We start from the raw sequence: 19517 nt of genomic DNA, 5'->3' as shown, positions 1-19517 counted from the left end.
AACAAATGAATATCTAACGTGTTACTGATTCGATCAGGCATGAGTTGTTTTAAGTTATGATTGTTTACAGCCTACCGGGGTAAGCTATATCCCAAGGTTGTGTTCAAACATACTTAATTCGGCTCATGCCTTTTTTGTTGTTTTGCCTCTGTATTCTAATTTTCAGAGAAGGAAGTGGAACGTATGTTTAAAAAGCTTTTCGGTGTTTTACAGCGTGTCGGCAAAGCTTTAATGCTTCCTGTAGCCATTTTGCCGGCAGCGGGACTTTTATTAGGAATCGGCAACATGTTGGTCAATCCCGATTTTCTCCAGTACATTCCGGCATTAAATGCGGGCTGGGTTCAATCGGTAGCGACGATCATGATGAATGCCGGACAAATTGTTTTTGATAATCTGGCACTGTTGTTTGCAGTCGGCGTAGCCGTCGGTCTGGCAGGCGGTGAAGGCGTAGCAGGATTGGCTGCGATCATCGGTTATCTCGTTATGAATATTACATTGGGTACAGCTGTAGGTGTTACACCGGGTCTGATTGCTCAAAAAATACCGGGCTATGCGAACGTGTTGGGGATTCCAACGCTGCAAACCGGGGTGTTCGGCGGGATTATCATCGGTATACTGGCCGCGGCCATGTACAATCGCTTTTTCAAAATCGAGCTTCCTTCGTATCTGGGCTTTTTCGCGGGTAAGCGCTTCGTTCCGATTGTAACGGCAGTATCTTCATTGCTAATCGGACTATTGCTGGTCATTGTGTGGCCTCCCGTACAGCAAGGACTGAACGTTGTATCACACTTTATGGTTGACTCCAATCCGACGCTGGCAGCTTTCATATTTGGGGTGATTGAACGCTCGCTCATTCCTTTCGGATTGCATCACATCTGGTATTCACCGTTCTGGTTTGAGTTCGGCGAATACGTGAACAAAGCCGGTCAAACGATTCATGGTGACCAGCAAATCTTCTTTAACCAGCTTCGCGATGGAGTTGCTTTGACAGCAAGTACGTTCCAGGTTGGTAAGTTCCCATTCATGATGTTCGGTTTGCCAGCCGCAGCGCTAGCGATGTATCATGAAGCAAGACCAGAACACAAAAAATATGTAGCAGGTATTATGGGTTCAGCAGCTTTGACTTCTTTCCTGACAGGGATTACGGAGCCACTGGAATTTTCCTTCCTGTTCGTAGCTCCATTGCTGTTCGCAGTGCACGCTGTGTTTGCAGGTCTGTCGTTCATGACGATGCAAATTTTGAATGTTAAAATCGGTATGACCTTCTCCGGTGGATTTATCGACTTCCTGATCTTCGGGATTATTCCGAATCGTACGTCTTGGTGGTACGTCATCATCGTCGGTCTGATTTTGGCGGTTATTTATTACTTCGGATTCCGATTCATCATACGGAAGTTTAACCTGAAAACACCAGGGCGTGAAGAAGCTACAGAAAATGTTGAAGGAGCCGCAGTCGGTACCACAGACGAGCTTCCGGGCAATATTTTGGCAGCTTTCGGCGGGGCGTCCAATATCAAGCATTTGGATGCTTGTATCACACGTCTTCGTATTGAAGTTAACGAGAAGTCCAACGTTGACAAGGCTCGTCTGAAACAGCTTGGCGCAGCGGGTGTACTCGAAGTCGGCAACAACGTACAAGCCATTTTCGGTACACGCTCCGATACGATTAAAACGCAAATGGCTGATATTATGGCGGGACGCACACCTGCTCCGGCTCCGGCCTCGGCTCAACCTGCTCCGCAAGAAGAGAAGGAAGCTGGCGAACAAAAACAGACCATCATTGTTGAAGATATCGTGATGCCTGTTAACGGAGAATTGGTTGATATTTCGACTGTTCCTGATCCGGTATTTGCAGAACGTATGACAGGAGACGGCTTTGCTGTCGTGCCAAATGATGGAACGATTGTGTCGCCTGTATATGGTAAAGTATTCAATGTATTCCCAAGCAAGCATGCCATTGGTATCCAATCTGACGGCGGTAAGGAAGTACTTGTTCATATCGGGGTGAACACAGTAAAGCTTAAAGGCCAAGGATTTGACGTTTTGGTGAACGAAGGCGATCTTGTGTCAGCCGGTCAGCCTATTATGAAAGTAGACCTGGAATACGTGAAGGCAAACGCAAAATCCATCATCTCACCAGTCATTTTTACCAACCTTCCAGAAGGCTCTTCGGTAACTTTAAACAAAACTGGAGTATTGAAGGCTGGCGAAGATGGTATAATTACGATAAAATAAACTCTATGTGTTTCGGATTCGTGATGAGGCGGCTTAGGTCGCCTCACATCGACCCGGTTTCACTACACGTATACTGCGTGTAAACAAATATTATCCATTAGGAAAGTGGGAGGAACAATTATGCAAACAACTTTTAGAATTACAGATGAAGACGGTATCCATGCACGTCCTGCAACAGCGCTGGTAAATACAGCTAACAAATTCAGCGGTGCTGAATCTTTTGCCGAAGCTAACGGTAAAAAAGTAACTTTGAAATCCATTCTGGGTGTATTGTCTCTTGGTCTGGAACAAGGCGATACCATCAACATCATCTGTGAAGGCGCTGAAGCTGCTGACGCTCTGAAAGCTCTTGAAAATGTAATCGTTAACGAAGGGCTGGGCGAAATTCATGCTTAAAATTTCCGGGATTGCCGCTTCGGCAGGCATCGCCATTGCCCGGGCGTTTATCTTGGAGCATCCGAATTACGCTGTAGAGAGACGCGCGGTTGGTGATGCTGAAGCTGAAATTGCAAGATTGGATGCGGCTTTAGTAGAATCTCAAACCGAATTGGAAGCGATTAAGGAGAAAACTTTACAGGAGCTGGGCGAGAAAAAAGCAGAAATTTTTGCTTCTCACCTGTTGATCCTGAATGATCCTGAACTGATCGATCCAGTTAAAGCTAAGATCAGAGACGAGCAGCTTAATGCTGACTATGCTCTGAACGAAGTAGCTACACAGTTTATTTCCATGTTCGAAAACATGAAAAGTGCTTATTTGCAAGAACGCGCATCGGACATGCGTGATGTAACCAAGCGGATCCTGAATCACCTGCTTGGTGTTCATTTTGTCAGTCCTGCAGAAATTGCCGAAGAAACGATTGTACTTGCAGAAGATTTGACACCTTCCGACACAGCTCAGCTGAATCGCGAATTTGTTAAAGGCTTTGCAACCAACATTGGCGGACGTACTTCACACTCGGCTATTATGGCTCGTTCACTTGAAATTCCTGCGGTTGTAGGAACTAAAAATATACTGTCCCAAGCTAAAAGCGGCGATTTGATTATCGTCGACGGTCTGGATGGTCACGTATTCGTGAACCCTTCCGAAGAGATCGTTGCTGAATACCAGGCTAAACAGGTGGCATACGACAAGCAACGCGAAGAGTGGCGGAAGCTGCGCGGCGAAGCTACGGTTTCCGTCGATGGTGTGCATGTCGAACTGGCAGCCAATATCGGTACGCCTAATGATGTAGCTGGTGTACTGGATAACGGTGGCGAAGGCGTCGGCCTGTATCGTACTGAATTCTTGTACATGGGACGCGATAAGCTTCCATCCGAAGAAGTACAGTACACAGCATACAAAACCGTTCTGGAAAGAATGGAAGGCAAACCGGTTGTAGTTCGCACGTTGGACATCGGTGGCGACAAAGAGCTTCCTTATCTGGATCTGCCGAAGGAAATGAATCCGTTCCTCGGATTCCGTGCTATTCGTCTGTGTCTGGACCGTCAGGACATTTTCCGTACTCAATTGCGTGCTTTGCTGCGGGCAAGTGTACATGGTAACCTGCGGGTCATGTTCCCGATGATTGCTACGCTGAACGAATTCCGTGAATCCAAAGCTGTGTTGCTGGAGGAAAAAGAAAAGCTGGTAGCCGAGGGTGTAGCCGTATCTGAAGAAATTCAGTTGGGCATCATGGTAGAAATTCCTTCTACAGCGGTATTGGCTGACCAATTCGCAAAAGAAGTTGATTTCTTCAGTATCGGTACGAACGATCTGATTCAGTACACGATGGCAGCGGATCGCATGAACGAACGGGTATCTTATTTGTACCAACCATATAACCCATCCATTCTGCGTCTGGTGAAAATGGTTATTGATGCCGCTCACCGTGAAGGACGTTGGGTTGGTATGTGCGGTGAAATGGCAGGGGATACAACAGCAATTCCATTGCTGCTGGGTCTGGGACTCGATGAGTTCAGCATGAGTGCTACTTCCATTCTGCCAGCACGCAGTCAAATTTCGAAATTGTCCCGCGCGGACATGGAGAAACTGGCTGCAAAAGCTTTGGACATGCAAACAGCCGAGCAGGTTGTTGAATTGGTTCAAAGCATTGAAGGCTAAGGAAGGGTATCACATTTTCAAGGTATATCTTTTTCCAACAAAAATTGCTGTTTACATACAGCGGCCGGTATCTAACAGATACCGGCCTTTTTGTATGCCCCAAATTGGAGTTTGCTTTTAGCTGCATGAGCAATTCAATATAGGCTTGCGAGCTGCAGTTGCTTCGTCCAGTCGCGTGACTGGAGTGGTATATGGAGCATTCAGCACCAATTCAGGCGTTTCCTCCGCTTCCCGCGCAATTTGGATCATGGTGTCAATGAAGGCATCAAGCGTCTCTTTGCTTTCCGTTTCTGTCGGCTCGATCATGATACATTCCTCTACATTCAGCGGGAAATAAATCGTAGGCGGATGGTAGCCGAAATCGAGCAATCGCTTGGCAACATCAAGTGTACGCACTCCGAATTTCTTTAAGCCCCGTCCGGACATCACAAATTCGTGTTTGCAATAGCCTGGATAAGGGATGTCAAAATGCGGAGCCAGCCGATGCATCATATAATTGGCATTAAGTACGGCACATTCGGATACCCGCTTCAAGCCGTCAGGGCCATAGCTGCGGATATAGGCATAGGCACGGACGAGAATACCGAAGTTTCCGTAAAAGGCTTTGACCCGTCCGATGGAATCGCCCTGTTCTCGGTCCCAGTGGTACGTGCCCTGTGGATCACGCACGACAAGCGGCTTGGGCAAATACGGAATGAGCCGCTGCTTTACCCCCACAGGTCCCGCGCCGGGTCCGCCTCCGCCATGTGGGGTACTCATCGTTTTGTGCAAATTGAGATGCACCACGTCAAAGCCCATATCCCCGGGGCGGGTGATCCCCATAATGGCGTTGGAGTTCGCGCCATCATAGTAGAGCAGGCCACCCGCTTCATGCACAATCGCGGCAATGTCAGCGATTTGCTTCTCGAACAGCCCGAGCGTGTTCGGGTTGGTCAGCATAAGCGCAGCGGTGTCGTTGCCCACGGCTTGACGCAGCGCGTCCAGATCCACCAGCCCCTGCGGTGTGGAGGGGAGGGTGACCGTTTCGAAGCCTGCCACAGTGGCGCTGGCGGGGTTCGTTCCGTGCGAGGAATCCGGCACGAGCACCTTGGTACGCCGCTCACCACGCGCTTCGTGGTAGGAGCGGATCATCATCAGCCCGGTCCATTCGCCATGGGCGCCCGCGGCGGGCTGAAGGGTGACGGCATCCATGCCGGTTAACGCGGCCAGATCGTTTTGAAGCGTATGGAGCAGCGCCATGGCCCCCTGGATGCTGTCCTCCGGCTGGTACGGATGGATTTTGGCGAAGCCTGCATAACGGGCGACATCCTCATTCACCTTGGGGTTGTATTTCATCGTACAGGAGCCGAGCGGATAAAATCCGTTGTCCACGCCAAAATTACGCCGTGACAGTGCAGTATAATGTCGAATAACGTCTACTTCGTATACCTCGGGCAATGCCGCAAGCTCGCTGCGCTGCGCATAATCCGGCAAAAGCTCTGCCACCGGACGCCGGGGAACATCGCATTCAGGCAGGGAATAGGCGATACGGCCCGGTCTGCTCAATTCAAAAATGAGCGCCTGCTCATGCTTTTTCATCTGATTCCGACTGGATTCGACTTCTGGATTCGGTGTACCCTGATCTTGTCCTGTAGTATGCGTCATAGCAATCCCCCCAAGGTATGCACGAATTGATCGATCTCTTCCTTTGTTCGTTGCTCTGTCACGGCAATCAGCAAGTGACCTGCATATTCCTCATAATCTCGCCCTAAATCGTAGCCGCCGATAAATCCGGCAGCAAGCAATCCGGCTTGCAGTTTATTCATATCGGTACCCTCAGGTAACCGCAGGGCAAACTCGTTAAAGGTGGGTGCAGTAAAGGAGGCAGTCACGCCCTTCAAGCCGAGTAGTTGCTCCAATGCGTAGCGGCTTTTGTGCAGGTTTAGCTCGGCTACTTCCGCGATGCCCTGTCTACCCATGACGGACAAATACACAGAGGCAGATAAAGCGAGCAGTGCCTGATTGGAGCATATGTTAGAGGTGGCCTTTTCCCGACGGATATGCTGCTCCCGTGCCTGCAAGGTCAGCACGAAGCCGCGTTTACCGTTGCGATCTGTGGTCTGGCCCACAATACGGCCGGGGATACGGCGCATATGCGCCTGAGAAACGGCAAAGTAACCACAGGTTGGGCCACCGAGGGAGGAGGAGATGCCAAGCGGCTGCGCGTCTCCTACGACAATATCCGCGTCCTGCTTGCCGGGCGCTTCCAGCAAGCCCAATGCCAGTGGATTGGCACTGACGACCATAAGACCCTTGTGCGCATGGATCAGGTCAGCCATCGGCTTCAGATTTTCCACGGCCCCGAAAAAATTAGGGCTTTGGACCAAAACTGCCGCCGTCTGCTCCGATATGGCCGCCGTTAATGCCTTCACGTCAGTTACACCATCTGCACAGTCGATCTCCACGACATCCAAATCCAGCCCGCGTGCATAGGCAGCCAACACCTGACGTGCCTCCGGATGGACGGTCCGCGATACGATAAGCTGCTTGCGGCGGGTGGCAGCGGCGGCCAATGAGCCCGCTTCTGCCAGCGCAGTCGCTCCATCATACATACTGGCATTGGCTACAGCCATGCCTGTTAATTCGCATATATACGATTGAAATTCGAAGATGGCTTGCAGCTCGCCCTGGCTTACCTCCGGTTGATAAGGAGTGTAGGCCGTATAAAATTCCGAGCGTGAAGTGATATGCTGGATGACGGATGGAATATGATGATCGTAAATCCCTGCGCCGAGAAAGCTGGCGTGCGTGTCAGTATTGGCATTTTGCCCGGCCAGTCCTGATAAGTGGCGGGTTAAGGCTCTTTCGTCTAACCGAGAAGACAGGAGCAGCTCCCCCTTATACCGGATCGCCTCGGGAATATCGCTGAATAAATCGTCGATGGACGATGCGCCGACCACGCGCAGCATTTCAGCTTGATCCTGCTCGGTCATGGGAAGATAGCGGTGTTGTTTCATTGGGTCTGGCTCCTTTCAACCAACAAGATCGTAAAAACGTAAAACGATTAACAAATGATTAATAAACGATTGCCCACTGGGCAGCGGTTAGTAACGGATCACGATAGTTATAGTAAGACGAGCGTTTAAATCAGCGTGGACGTTTATAAAAGGGCGCTGCTACCACCTCGGCGCGCAGGCGCTTGCCACGAATCTCGACCTCCAGCGGTGTGGATAGGGAACTGAAATGACTGTCCACCAGAGCCAAACCCAGATTACGCTTTAAGGTGGGCGACTGGGTTCCCGTTGTGACCTCGCCAATGTGCTGTCCTTCCGCAAAAACGGGATAATGGGCACGCGGGATGCCGCGGTCGAGCATTTCCAGTCCGATCAGCTTGCGGGGAATACCTTGTTCTTTCTGACGTTGCAGGGCCTCTCTCCCGATAAAATCTCCCTTATTCAGCTTGACGAAGAAGCCTAAACCAGCTTCCAGTGGCGAAATGGTAGCGGACAACTCCTGTCCGTACAGCGGTAGCCGTGCCTCGAAGCGCAGCGTATCCCTGGCTCCAAGTCCGGCGGGAACCAGACCATACGGCTCACCGATGCGAAGCAATCCGTCCCACACTGCCGGTGCATCCGCCGTGGGCACATAAAATTCAAAGCCGTCTTCCCCCGTGTATCCGGTGCGGGAGACGAGCGCTTTTGCCCCGAACAATTGCACATCCTCATTGAATCGGAAGGATGCCAGCTTCGTAATGTCCGTGTCTGTCACGGCTGCGGCAATACGCGCAGCTTCAGGTCCTTGCAATGCCAGCAGTGCTACCGCATCTGATACGTTTTCCAGATGAACGGATGCAGGAGCATGGCGAAGCAACCAATCCCAATCTTTGTCGATATTCGAGGCGTTCACAACGAGCATGTAACGCTCCGGCCCTTTGCGGTAAACAAGCAGGTCGTCTACTACACCTCCATCCGGGTAACACAGCAGCGAATATTGGGCCTGGCCCGGCTCCAATTGGCTGACATCGTTCGTCGTCACCTGTTGCAGAAATGCTTCGGCTTCCTGGCCCTCGACCAGGAATTCACCCATATGCGATACATCGAACAATCCCGCACGTTGTCGGACAGCCTCATGCTCCTTTTGAATGCCGCTGAACTGTACAGGCAGCTCCCAGCCGCCAAAATCAATGCAACGAACCCCCGGCAGCGTGCCGTAGGAGGAATACAGCGACGTTTTTCGCAAGTTAGTCATTTTTTCACTCCTATCCAGTGTGATCAGCTAAACAAAAAAGACAGGCTGAAAAAAACGTATGGACGGCAGTCCACACACTTTTCTTCAGCTCTGTCCTTGATACCTGAGAGTTACCCCGGTGTGTACCAGGTTTCCCCTTGGGTGATCCGCCTGTATGGCGAATGCTCTCCAGAGATGCGTCCGGCAGAGGTCCTTTTGCCTGAGAGATTCACCTGCGGTGCAGGTTTACTCCTTCGGCGCTGCCCTTGGATCAGCTATACGTCATCCGGCCCTGCCGGTAACAGCTTGATCCGACTCGCTTGCTACCTTGTTTTCACAGGCGGCAACAGCTATGCGAGTTTTGGCAGTCTCTCCCTCCACGTTCATCCGCGTTTACAGTTATCGGGTATTTCTAAAAGCACTTGTTATAACCCATTAATACGCAAATTTATTTGAAATGTCAACAAAAATGTCATCAACATCATTTTATAAAACATTTTATTCATAAATAAGGATATGTAAGCGTTTGTTATATCCTGCCGTATTTTTAGTTAGAACGATATATGGAGAAATGTGAAATATTTTTGTTAGTATTATTGACATGAGAGTTCTTGTTGTCATAATCTTAACCTGTCACAGACGGGTAGGCGAAACGATGTAATCCATATGGAAGCGAGGCGAGCAGGATGAGTGAAGTGAAGCAGCAATTTTGGTACACAGAGGAACATGAGTGGGTTCAGCGCACAGAGGATGGAACGGTACGAATCGGTATTACGGACTTTGCACAGCATCAGCTGGGGGATATCGTTTTTGTGGAGCTGCCTGGGGAGGGAGCAACGATTGAGCAGGGGGCAGAGATCGGTACTATTGAATCGGTAAAGACAGTATCCGACCTGTTCGCTCCGGTGACGGGAACGGTGTTGAAGGTGAATGAAGCGCTGGAAAGTACGCCTGAGCTGGTGAACGAGTCTCCCTATGAAAAAGGCTGGATGATCGAAGTGGAGATTGGAGGAGATGTAGAGGAATCATTAAGCAAGCTGCTGTCTGCGGATCAGTACGAGCAGTTGACTGCCAATGAGTAATAATGGGGCAAATTAGGTTGGATAACTGAATAAGAGTGGCGTTTGTCCACTCGGTTTTGTATAAAAATAGTCGCGATGATTGGGCATAGCGGCTATTTTTTGCTGTCTTTTTTGGCAAGCGTAATTACGTTCTTTTTCCCTTGTTTGGAGGATATTCCTTGTATAGAAATGGTATAGATGACGCATGGTTTCTCGACTAAATTCTAACGTTTCAGGCCACATTAAGAGGAATTATGCCTAATGATTTCGCGCCTGTTTATCTTAAATTTAAATGTTGTCATCAACGTTCATGACGAAAGTACGTTTTCATTTCGTTGATGAAGATAGCGTTGTCATTTAGTATGAATTTTAAGAAAAGGTAGTGATGCTTATTACCTGGGTATTTTGCAACAATCCCAAGAGCGATTTCAAATCAGCAATAGATAGATCGAAACGGTTTAGTTCGTTTATCTATTGTACTTTCGAGCGTTGGGAATCGAATGATGCAAAATACTGACCTATAAGGAGGATATGAATATGAGCACAGTGGACGCAAAGTCCAATTCAAACGGAGGCGCTCGCGTTGCCGTACAGCGTTTCGGTCGTTTTCTCAGCGGTATGGTTATGCCCAATATGGGGGCCTTTATCGCGTGGGGATTGATCACGGCACTTTTTATTCCGACCGGATGGTTCCCGAATGAGGGTTTTGCACAACTGGTTGATCCGATGAAAAATTATTTGCTGCCGCTGCTGATCGGTTATACGGGTGGCACAATGATTCACGGACAGCGCGGAGGTGTGATCGGGGCCATTATGACGATGGGTGTCATTGTCGGGGCGGACATTCCGATGTTCCTCGGCGCGATGGTAGCGGGTCCGCTGGCTGCATGGATATTGAAGAAATTCGACAAAGCGATTGACGGCAAAGTTAAATCAGGCTTTGAAATGCTGGTCAATAACTTCTCGGCAGGGATTATCGGGGCGATTTTAGCGCTGCTTGCTCATGTGGCAATCGGACCGTTTGTACAAATTATCAGTCAAGTGTTGTCAGCAGGGGTACAGTTCCTCGTGAACGCAGGGCTTTTGCCGCTCGTCAACCTCATTATTGAGCCCGGAAAAGTATTATTTCTAAACAACGCACTGAACCACGGAGTATTGAGTCCGATTGCGCTGGAGGAGGCTTCAAGAACAGGCAAATCCGTTTTGTTCATGCTTGAATCGAACCCTGGACCAGGGCTCGGTATTTTGCTGGCCTACTGCCTGTTTGGTAAAGGCCCTGCGAAGTCGTCGGCTCCTGGCGCGGTTATCATTCACTTTTTCGGCGGGATTCATGAAATTTATTTCCCTTATATTTTGATGAAGCCGATTCTGATTCTTGCTGCTATAGCAGGGGGTGTGGTGGGAACGTTCTGTTTCATGCTGACAGGTGCCGGACTGGTAGCAGCTCCTTCACCGGGTAGTATCATCGCTTATTTCCTGATGACGCCAAAAGGCGGATATTTGCCAATGCTGAGCGGTGTGATTGCTGCTGCGGTCGTATCGTTTGCTGTTGCTGCTGTGTTACTCAAGACAGGTAAGCAAAAAGAAGAGGGGCTTGAGGAAGCGGCATCCCGCATGAAGGATATGAAAACTCAAAGCAAGGCTGCAGGCGAAAATACCACTGTAACGGAAGATAACCGCGAAGCTGATCGGGCTGCGGAGATTGGTGAAGTTCAAACGGTCAAGGATAAATCAGATGTGAACAAGATCGTCTTTTCCTGTGATGCAGGTATGGGCTCAAGCGCTATGGGCGCCTCGATTTTACGCAAAAAAATGAAGCAGGCGGATGTGGATGTCACGGTAACGAACACGGCAATCAGTGAGATTCCGCAGGATGCGGATATTGTTATTACGCAAAAAACGTTGACGGACCGGGCTAAAACGGTGGCTCCAAATGCCGAGCATATTTCTATTGATAATTTCCTGAAGAGTCCTGAATACGAAGCGCTGGTGGAACGTCTGAAATCCGATTCTTAATCCCCTGTAGTAGTCAGGCCGCCTTGTATGCAGTTCGTGTGTTCTGCGGAAGGGATGAGCTTGGGAAGGAACGGTATGCGCTTATGAATATTACGAAACGACAACGTGACATCGTGGAATATCTTCTGGAGCAGTCCCAAGAGGTAACGGCCGGGGAAATTGCCACGAAGATTAATGTCAGCACAAGGACGGTTCACCGGGAACTCAGTGCAGTCGAGCATTGGTTAGCGGCTCATGAGGTAAAGCTGGAGAAAAAATCAGGGATTGGTATCTATGTGGATGCCGACCCGGCTCAGCTTGTATGTCTGCGGGAGCAATTGATGCATACGAAGTCGGACGAATATTCGGCTGAGGAAAGAAAGATCGTGGTTCTCTGTATGCTGCTGGATACACAGGAGCCGATCAAGCTGCTGGCGCTGGCTGCTGATTTGAAGGTCGCAGTAACTACTGTCAGTCATGATCTGGACGAATTGCAAGGCTGGATCGTGGAACGGGGACTCGTGCTTGTGCGCAGACGCGGGTACGGCGTCGAGATTACAGGCCGGGAGACGGACAAAAGACGGGCGATTTCCGAGCTGGCTCTAGAGTATTTGGATGAATCGGATCTGTTTTCCAGCCGGGAGGAGCTTCGTCCTGTGACACGTGTCGCTGACAAGTTGCTGGAGATGATTGGCAGAGAGAACCTGCTGACCGTGGAAAATGCCCTCTGGCAGCCCCATGAGAAATGGCTGAAAAACATGGTGGAAAGCAAATATATGGAGCTGTTGATTCAAATTTGCGTTTCGCTGGCACGTCTGCGGCTCGGATACGTTGTGGATCATCGTCTCTCGTATTCCAAAACAGATTCGGATGAGAATATCATGCTGCGCACAGCTATGGTGGAACGCATATGCACGGAATTGTCAGAGGCGCTGGATATTGATTTTCCAGAGCCGGAACGATCTTATTTCAGACTGCTATTCCGTGATGCCGAGGATCATTCAACCCGGCTGCTGCCGCTGGATGATCTCGTACTGCTGGAGTCGGTTCATGAGTTGATTCGTCGTGTAGAGGAAGAGACAGACACGCCATTGGCAGAGGATCGTGTTCTGCGTGAAGGACTGATTGCCCATATGGCTCCGGTACTCAAACGTTTGAAGGAAGGCAGATCCATCCGTAATCCCCTGCTCCAGCAAATCCGCAAGGATTACGGCAGCTTGTTCGACTCGGTGAAGAAGGCTGCGGCGGGCATGACAGAAATGGAAGTGCCGGATGAAGAGATCGGATTTCTCGTCATGCATTTCGGCGCTTCGCTGGAGCGGCTGCGACAATTGCGGCGGGAGGTGCGGGCCATCGTCGTCTGCACGAGCGGCATTGGATCATCCAGGCTGCTGGCAACAAGGCTCGCCAAGGAGCTGCCACAGATCAAAATCGTGGATAGGGCCTCATGGTACGAGGCGGCGCGGATTCCGAAAGAGGATTATGATCTGATCATTTCGACGGTGGAGCTACCGCTGGAACCGGATCGCTATCTCAAGATCAGCCCGCTGCTGACGCAGGAGGAGAGTGACCGTCTGCGACATTTTATCCAGCATATTACACTCAAGCATCCCAATGATCAGCAGCAGGAGCAGGCCGTCCAGCCCGGTCAGGGCATGGAGTGGCTCACGGGGCTGCGAAAAAGTCTCGAGGAAATTGTACACATTGTACAGCAATTTCAAGTGTATACGCTGGAAAATCAGGGGATGGATATGCGCGCTACCGTACAGGCTATCTGCATGCTGGAGGCGGGGCGGGGGGAACGTCACAGAGCCTTCTGGCATTGCTGCACAGCTCATGGAAAGAGAGCGCCAGGGTAGTCAGGTGATCCCTGATACCTCCATAGCTTTGTTTCATACGCGCAGCCACTATATTCGCGAGCCTTCGCTTACGCTGTATAAGCTGGCAGAGCCGCTGCTGGCGGATGCAGGCGAACAGGTAGATTGCGTGCTGCTTATGTTGGGACCTCGCGAGCTGCCGAGAGAAAGCCTGGAGGTATTGAGCGAGATTAGTGCATTACTACTTCGGGAAGACATGGTTACGCTACTGAAACACGGTAGCCGTGAGCATATCGCCAATTATATATCGAGTGAACTGGCTGAATTTTTTCACAGTAAATTAGGGACAGGGAGGAACCTACCGTGAGCATTATGACGATAGACAAAGTAAAAATGAACGCAACCGCCAAAGACAAATATGAGGCGATTCGCATGGCCGGACAAATCCTGCTGGATGCCGGACATATTACAGGTGAGTACATTGACAAGATGCTGGAACGCGAGGAGATCGTGTCTACCTATATCGGGAACGGGTTGGCTATTCCACACGGCACGAAGGAATCCAAGACGTTTATTCAGTCGACAGGCATCTCGATCATTCAGTTCCCGCAAGGTGTAGATTTTGGGGAAGAAAAAGCATATATGGTGATCGGCATCGCAGCACAAGGCGGCGATCATATGGAGATTTTGACGAGTATCGCTGTGGTATGCGCGGAGGAAGAAAACATGGATAAACTCCGCAACGCGGTGACCCCTCAGGAAATTATCGATCTGTTCGAAAGTGAGATGGAGCTATGAGAGCCGTCCACTTTGGAGCAGGAAATATCGGTCGCGGATTTATCGGATTGATTCTATCGCGGGCAGGTTATGAGGTTGTCTTTTCGGATGTTAACGACACTCTTGTATCCGAGTTACGCCGGCGCAAGCAATACACTGTAGAGTTGGCGAATGATACCAAGGATGCGGAGATGGTCACGAATGTAACCGCGATTGATGGCAAAGATGCAGCGGCTGTAGCGGATGCGGTAGACCAAGCTGATCTGGTAACGACCGCAGTGGGTGTCAGCATCCTCAAGCATATTGCAGCAGGCATTGCCGAGGGAATTAAGCGGCGGGTAAAACGCGGGGCAGCGCCGCTACATGTGATCGCCTGCGAAAATGCAATCGGAGGCAGCGCCCAACTGAAAGAGCATGTTTTTGCGCTACTGGATGAGGCGACTCGTGCCAAGGCGGAGGCTTCGGTTTATTTTCCCAATGCTGCTGTAGACCGGATTGTGCCGATCCAGCATCATGAGGACCCGTTGCACGTGCAGGTAGAGCCTTTTTACGAGTGGGTGGTGGATCGATCGCAAATGGCTTCTGACCATAAAGAGATCGAAGGCATCCTTTACGTGCAGGATTTGGAGCCTTACATTGAACGCAAGCTGTTCACGGTGAATACGGGGCATTGCGTGGCGGCCTACCTTGGTTATGCCGCGGGTTATGCTACCATTCAGGAAGCGATGAAGGATGACAAGGTGGTGGATTCGATACAAGGTGCACTGGAGGAAACAGGGGCGGTGCTTGTGAAGCGCTTCGGTTTGGATCAGGCGGAGCATCAGAAGTACATTTCCAAAATTTTGGGTCGCTTCCGCAACCCTAATCTGATAGACGAGGTTACTCGGGTCGGACGTTCACCGTTGCGGAAGCTGTCTCCCAATGACCGTCTTGTACGTCCGGCACTGCAAGCGGAGGAGTATGGCATCTTAACGGATCATCTGGCGCTAGGAATGGCTGCTGCCTGTAAATTTGATATTGCGGAGGACCCTGAGGCAGTCGAGCTTCAGCAGGTGATCCGCAGCGAAGGACTGGGTGTGGCGCTGACACGCTATACATCCATACCCGCAGACCACCCGCTACATCGGCAGGTATTGGAGCAATATGATATTATAAATTCATAAAACAACCTAATATCGCGCGTTATTTTCGATAATCCTCTTGAAGCCAATACATCTACATCAACACCCACAAAAGCGTGTTCTGTAGAGATATGCTTCAAGAGGATTTTTTTATGCGTGATTTACATCACATAACAACCTGTCTAAATTGTTTATATTGATAATGATTATCATTATCCATCAAATGGGTCATCATCATATCTTTTTAGGGAGGATTACAGTGAAACCGATCTATGTTACCTTAGGGTTTCTATTTTTGGCGCTTGGAGTGATTGGCGTGGTGGTACCGTTGCTGCCGACTACGCCGTTTTTGCTGCTGGCAGCCTTTTTCTTTATGCGGGGGTCTAAACGGATTCACCAATGGTTTTCGAATACCTCTTTGTACCATAAGCATCTGGAAAGCTTCGTCCAAACGAGATCGTTGAAGCTGTCCACTAAAATCACGACTCTGGGATTGGCGTCAGCCATGCTCATTACCGGCTTTATTTTAACCCCACCAGTGTGGGCCAAGGTGATTATCGGGTTAGTCATCCTCTTCAAATATTATTACTTTATATTCAGGATCGGGACGGTGAGAGGCACTACAGCGGAAACTCCATCCCCAACTCCGTCTGCTGATACCACGAAGAAAAGGTCTAAAATGGTCGACAGCCGTCTGCTTGGTCTGGTGGAGCATTCCCGAAAATATATCGTTCTGGGTGTGCTTGTCCAGTGGATCGGTCTTTTGGGCAGTATAGCCGCTGTTTTGTCCATGTCCTTTGTTTTGCAACAGGCATGGACGGGACAAGTTACCCGTAAGCTGATTCTATCTGTGACGGCCATTGTCATTGCTGCGATTGCAGTCCGATGCTTGTGCAATTATGCAGCCAGTATGCTGTCCTATCGGGCCTCAGTGAATGCCAAAAAAACGCTGCGCTCGCAAATTTACGGCAAGCTGCTGAAGCTGGGGCCAGCGTATACGGATCATACCTCCACATCGGGGGTTATTCAGGTTGCTGTAGAAGGAGTGGAGCAGCTTGAAACCTATTTTGGCAGATACATGCCCCAGTTATTTTACAGTCTGCTTGCACCCGTAACGTTGTTCATCACCTTATCCTTTGTCAGCTTCAAGGCTGCCATTATCTTGTTGATCTGCGTTCCGCTGATTCCGGTGTCGATTATAGTCATTATGAGGATGGCTAAAAAGCTGTTTCGAAAATATTGGGGCAGCTATGTCAATCTGGGTCACAGCTTTTTGGAAAATGTACAGGGCCTGACCACGCTTAAAATATACGGGACAGACCAGGAGAAACATCAGGAAATGAACACGGCGGCCGAGGATTTTCGCAAAATGACAATGAAAGTACTGACCATGCAGCTAAACTCGGTGGCAGTCATGGACCTTATTGCATTTGGCGGTGCCGCTGCGGGCGTTCTGGTCGCAGTGAGCGAATATTCTGCTGGTCATATCGGCTTGGCGGGAGCGTTGATCATTGTGCTGCTGTCGGCGGAGTTCTTCATTCCGCTGCGGCTGCTGGGCTCCTACTTTCATATCGCCATGAACGGCATGGCAGCGAGTGACAAAATATTTCAAATTCTGAGTACAGAGGAGCTAGTACAAGGAAAAAAAAGCATCAAGACTACCGATATTCGACTGGATCAGGTGAATTTTGCCTACGACGAAAGGGACACCCTGCGAAATATATCTATGGAAATTCCTCAGGGCAGTTTTGTTTCCATTGTCGGGGAATCTGGCTCTGGTAAAAGTACAGTAGCCGGATTAATCGTTGGTCATCATGAGGGTTATCAAGGAAGTCTGACCGTTGGAGGAACCGAGCTTGCCGCCATTTCAGAAGAAAGCCGTATGCGGCATATGACCTGGATCGGTTTCAACAGCTATATTTTCAAGGGCACGGTCGAAGCTAATTTGAAAATGGGCAATGAGCACGCGAATGAGGAACAGATGCTGGAAGCGTTGCGGCAGGTGAAGCTGTATGACTTTGTTCTCTCACAGGGAGGGCTGGAAGTAGAGCTGGAGGAGCAGGGAGCGAACCTGTCAGGGGGACAACGCCAACGGCTAGCGCTGGCAAGAGCGCTGCTGCATGATAGTAGCGTGTACATTTTTGACGAGGCTACCTCTAACATAGACAGTGAGAGCGAGGCAGGCATTATGGAGGTTATACATGCGCTGGCAGGCAGCAAAACCGTTATTCTCATCGCGCATAGACTGGAAAATGTTGTCCAATCCGACCGCATTTATGTGCTGCGGAACGGCCAAGTGGCAGAGTCCGGCACACATGCTGAACTAATGAGCCAGCAAGGGCATTATGCCGAGATGTATCTCAGCCAACACCAGGTAGAGCAGTTTGTAAAAGGAGGTGCTGTATATGCGTAGACACGGAATGCGGATTATGGCCCAATTACTGGTACTGGCCGGGCCTCTTTTACCCGTTCTGCTCATAACGATCGTTACTGGAGTGCTTGGATTTGCTTGTGCTATTGGCATTATTGTCTATGGAGCCCTTGCCCTGCTTACAGCAACGGGCATCACGACGGGCTACAGCATGACGTTCCTGCTCACGCTCATCGTGGTTTGTGCTGTACTGCGCGGCGTGTTCCGTTATGGCGAGCAAATGAGTGGTCATTATCTCGCATTCAAGCTGCTGGCTGTGCTGCGTGACAAGGTGCTTCAAGCCCTGCGCAGACTGGCGCCAGCCAAGCTCGAAGGCAAGGACAAAGGGAATCTGATCTCGCTGATTACAAGTGATATTGAGCTGCTGGAAGTGTTTTATGCACATACGATAGCGCCTGTTATGATCGGAATCATTACTTCCCTGTTGATGGTATTCTTTATCGGTTCCTATGAACCTGTGTTAGGTTGGCTCGCTGCGCTTGCTTACATAACGGTCGGTCTGTTCATTCCCCTGTTAACGTCGCGTATGGGCAGACGTCAGGGGATGGAATACCGGAGCAGCTTCGGCAAGCTGAGCAGTTATTTCCTGGATAGTCTACGTGGTATGAAGGAAATTGTGCAATACGGGCGCGGGGAACAACGACTGGCGGAGATTAACCGTCGCACGGATCAATTGGATGCCAAGCAGAAGAGCTTGAAGCATCATGAAGGCATCACAAGAGCGATAACGGATGCAGCGGTCGTGGGTTTTTCATTTCTGATGCTGCTGGCTGGATTGTATGGCATGTCCAAGGGGCAGGTCAGCTTTACAGGGATGCTTGTTTCCGTCATTGCCCTGTTTAGCTCGTTTGGCCCGGTAGTTGCGCTTAGCAATTTGTCCAACAATCTGCTGCAAACGCTGGCGAGCGGGGAACGCGTGCTGAGTCTGCTGGAGGAAACCCCGGAGGTCGAGGAAAATATCGGGGGAATGAGCGTTGCTTTTTCCGGGGCGAAGGTGGACAGGGTTACTTTTGCATATGATGGTCAGACGGTGCTGGATGATGTAAGTCTCACGATACCGCACAAGCGGATTACAGGTATTCAGGGTAAAAGCGGCTCTGGCAAGTCCACTTTGCTCAAGCTGTTGATGCGGTTCAGGGACCCACAGCAGGGCGGGATATTGCTATCTGGACATGATTTGAAAGAAATCGGAACGAAGCATTTGAGAGGTCTGCAAAGCTATGTGGATCAGGATACGTTCCTGTTTGATGACACGATTGCGGCCAATATTAAAATTGGAAAACCTGATGCTACGCATGAGCAGGTTGTGGAAGCAGCCCGCAGGGCGTCGGTGCATGATTTTATTATGACCTTGCCTCAAGGATATGACAGCCGTGTTGGAGAATTGGGGGACAGGCTGTCCGGTGGTGAACGTCAGCGGCTGGGGCTGGCCAGAGCCTTTGTTCATGATGCTCCGCTCCTGCTGCTCGATGAGCCTACCAGCAATTTGGACAGCCTGAACGAAGCGATTATCTTAAAATCATTAAAGGAACAGCAGCAGGATAAAACGATTGTCCTTGTTTCCCACCGAGGCTCTACCATGCGGATTGCGGACGATATGTTTCAGATGGATAACCGTAGGCTGTCCTGACGTGTGTGAAGGGATAAAGGGAATTATTTATGGTGCTTGAAGGGCTGCTGCTGTAGCCTGTTCATGGTTTTGTCATAAAATGGAGTGTGCGTGTGAAATGAAAGCAGCATCCGTATTTGAAATCATCCAACTTTTCAAGCTTG

12 protein-coding genes, 1 pseudogene and 2 riboswitches are annotated in these 19517 nt (G+C 50.0%); of the genes and pseudogenes, 10 read left to right on the top strand and 3 right to left on the bottom strand.

Annotated features, from left to right (window positions below; genetic code table 11):
- Positions 1 to 183: 183 nt before the first annotated feature.
- From ptsG to ptsP, 3 genes are all read left to right on the top strand, one after another.
- Positions 184 to 2235, top strand: coding sequence for a glucose-specific PTS transporter subunit IIBC (gene ptsG, locus QMK20_RS19395; RefSeq protein WP_283652934.1), 2052 nt, complete (start codon positions 184 to 186; stop codon positions 2233 to 2235).
- Positions 2236 to 2355: 120 nt separating this feature from the next.
- Positions 2356 to 2631: an HPr family phosphocarrier protein gene (locus tag QMK20_RS19390; protein WP_014282905.1), complete on the top strand. Its 276-nt coding sequence runs from the start codon at positions 2356 to 2358 to the stop codon at positions 2629 to 2631.
- On the top strand, positions 2624 to 4336 hold the full coding sequence (gene ptsP, locus QMK20_RS19385) for a phosphoenolpyruvate--protein phosphotransferase (protein WP_283652933.1): 1713 nt from the start codon (positions 2624 to 2626) through the stop codon (positions 4334 to 4336). The genes QMK20_RS19390 and ptsP overlap by 8 nt, the downstream gene beginning before the upstream one ends.
- Positions 4337 to 4453: 117 nt before the next feature.
- On the opposite strand, the gene gcvPB is transcribed toward ptsP, so the two are convergent.
- The 3 genes from gcvPB to gcvT all read right to left on the bottom strand — a co-directional run bounded on the left by gcvPB (position 4454) and on the right by gcvT (position 8563).
- Positions 4454 to 5980: an aminomethyl-transferring glycine dehydrogenase subunit GcvPB gene (gcvPB, locus tag QMK20_RS19380; RefSeq protein WP_404580098.1), complete on the bottom strand. Its 1527-nt coding sequence runs from the start codon at positions 5978 to 5980 to the stop codon at positions 4454 to 4456.
- Positions 5977 to 7332, bottom strand: a complete 1356-nt coding sequence (gcvPA, locus tag QMK20_RS19375; RefSeq protein ID WP_283652932.1) for an aminomethyl-transferring glycine dehydrogenase subunit GcvPA — start codon at positions 7330 to 7332, stop codon at positions 5977 to 5979. The genes gcvPB and gcvPA overlap by 4 nt, the downstream gene beginning before the upstream one ends.
- A 130-nt stretch (positions 7333 to 7462) precedes the next feature.
- On the bottom strand, positions 7463 to 8563 hold the full coding sequence (gcvT, locus tag QMK20_RS19370; RefSeq protein WP_283652931.1) for a glycine cleavage system aminomethyltransferase GcvT: 1101 nt from the start codon (positions 8561 to 8563) through the stop codon (positions 7463 to 7465).
- Between the two features lie 80 nt (positions 8564 to 8643).
- A riboswitch (glycine riboswitch) is annotated at positions 8644 to 8740 on the bottom strand.
- Positions 8741 to 8929, bottom strand: a riboswitch (glycine riboswitch).
- 299 nt (positions 8930 to 9228) lie between these two features.
- Between gcvT and gcvH the strand changes: the two genes are divergently transcribed.
- The 7 genes and pseudogenes from gcvH to QMK20_RS19330 all read left to right on the top strand — a co-directional run bounded on the left by gcvH (position 9229) and on the right by QMK20_RS19330 (position 19374).
- Complete coding sequence (gene gcvH / locus QMK20_RS19365; protein ID WP_283652930.1) at positions 9229 to 9624, top strand: glycine cleavage system protein GcvH; 396 nt, start codon at positions 9229 to 9231, stop codon at positions 9622 to 9624.
- A gap of 516 nt (positions 9625 to 10140) precedes the next feature.
- Positions 10141 to 11619 (top strand): PTS mannitol transporter subunit IIBC, encoded by a 1479-nt coding sequence (locus QMK20_RS19360; protein WP_283652929.1) that lies wholly within the window; start codon positions 10141 to 10143, stop codon positions 11617 to 11619.
- Positions 11620 to 11702: 83 nt separating this feature from the next.
- A pseudogene (locus QMK20_RS19355) lies at positions 11703 to 13782 on the top strand (BglG family transcription antiterminator).
- Positions 13779 to 14213: a PTS mannitol transporter subunit IIA gene (locus QMK20_RS19345; protein WP_014282897.1), complete on the top strand. Its 435-nt coding sequence runs from the start codon at positions 13779 to 13781 to the stop codon at positions 14211 to 14213. The pseudogene QMK20_RS19355 and the gene QMK20_RS19345 overlap by 4 nt, the downstream one beginning before the upstream one ends.
- Positions 14210 to 15355, top strand: coding sequence for a mannitol-1-phosphate 5-dehydrogenase (locus QMK20_RS19340; RefSeq protein ID WP_283652926.1), 1146 nt, complete (start codon positions 14210 to 14212; stop codon positions 15353 to 15355). The genes QMK20_RS19345 and QMK20_RS19340 overlap by 4 nt, the downstream gene beginning before the upstream one ends.
- A gap of 217 nt (positions 15356 to 15572) precedes the next feature.
- Positions 15573 to 17726: a DUF454 family protein gene (locus QMK20_RS19335; protein WP_283652925.1), complete on the top strand. Its 2154-nt coding sequence runs from the start codon at positions 15573 to 15575 to the stop codon at positions 17724 to 17726.
- Positions 17719 to 19374, top strand: a complete 1656-nt coding sequence (locus QMK20_RS19330; RefSeq protein WP_283652924.1) for an amino acid ABC transporter ATP-binding/permease protein — start codon at positions 17719 to 17721, stop codon at positions 19372 to 19374. The genes QMK20_RS19335 and QMK20_RS19330 overlap by 8 nt, the downstream gene beginning before the upstream one ends.
- Positions 19375 to 19517 lie beyond the last annotated feature (143 nt).

Origin of the sequence: Paenibacillus sp. RC334, from assembly GCF_030034735.1 — a bacterium.
Lineage (GTDB): Bacteria > Bacillota > Bacilli > Paenibacillales > Paenibacillaceae > Paenibacillus > Paenibacillus terrae_A.
This window is presented reverse-complemented; position numbering and strand designations above follow the sequence as displayed.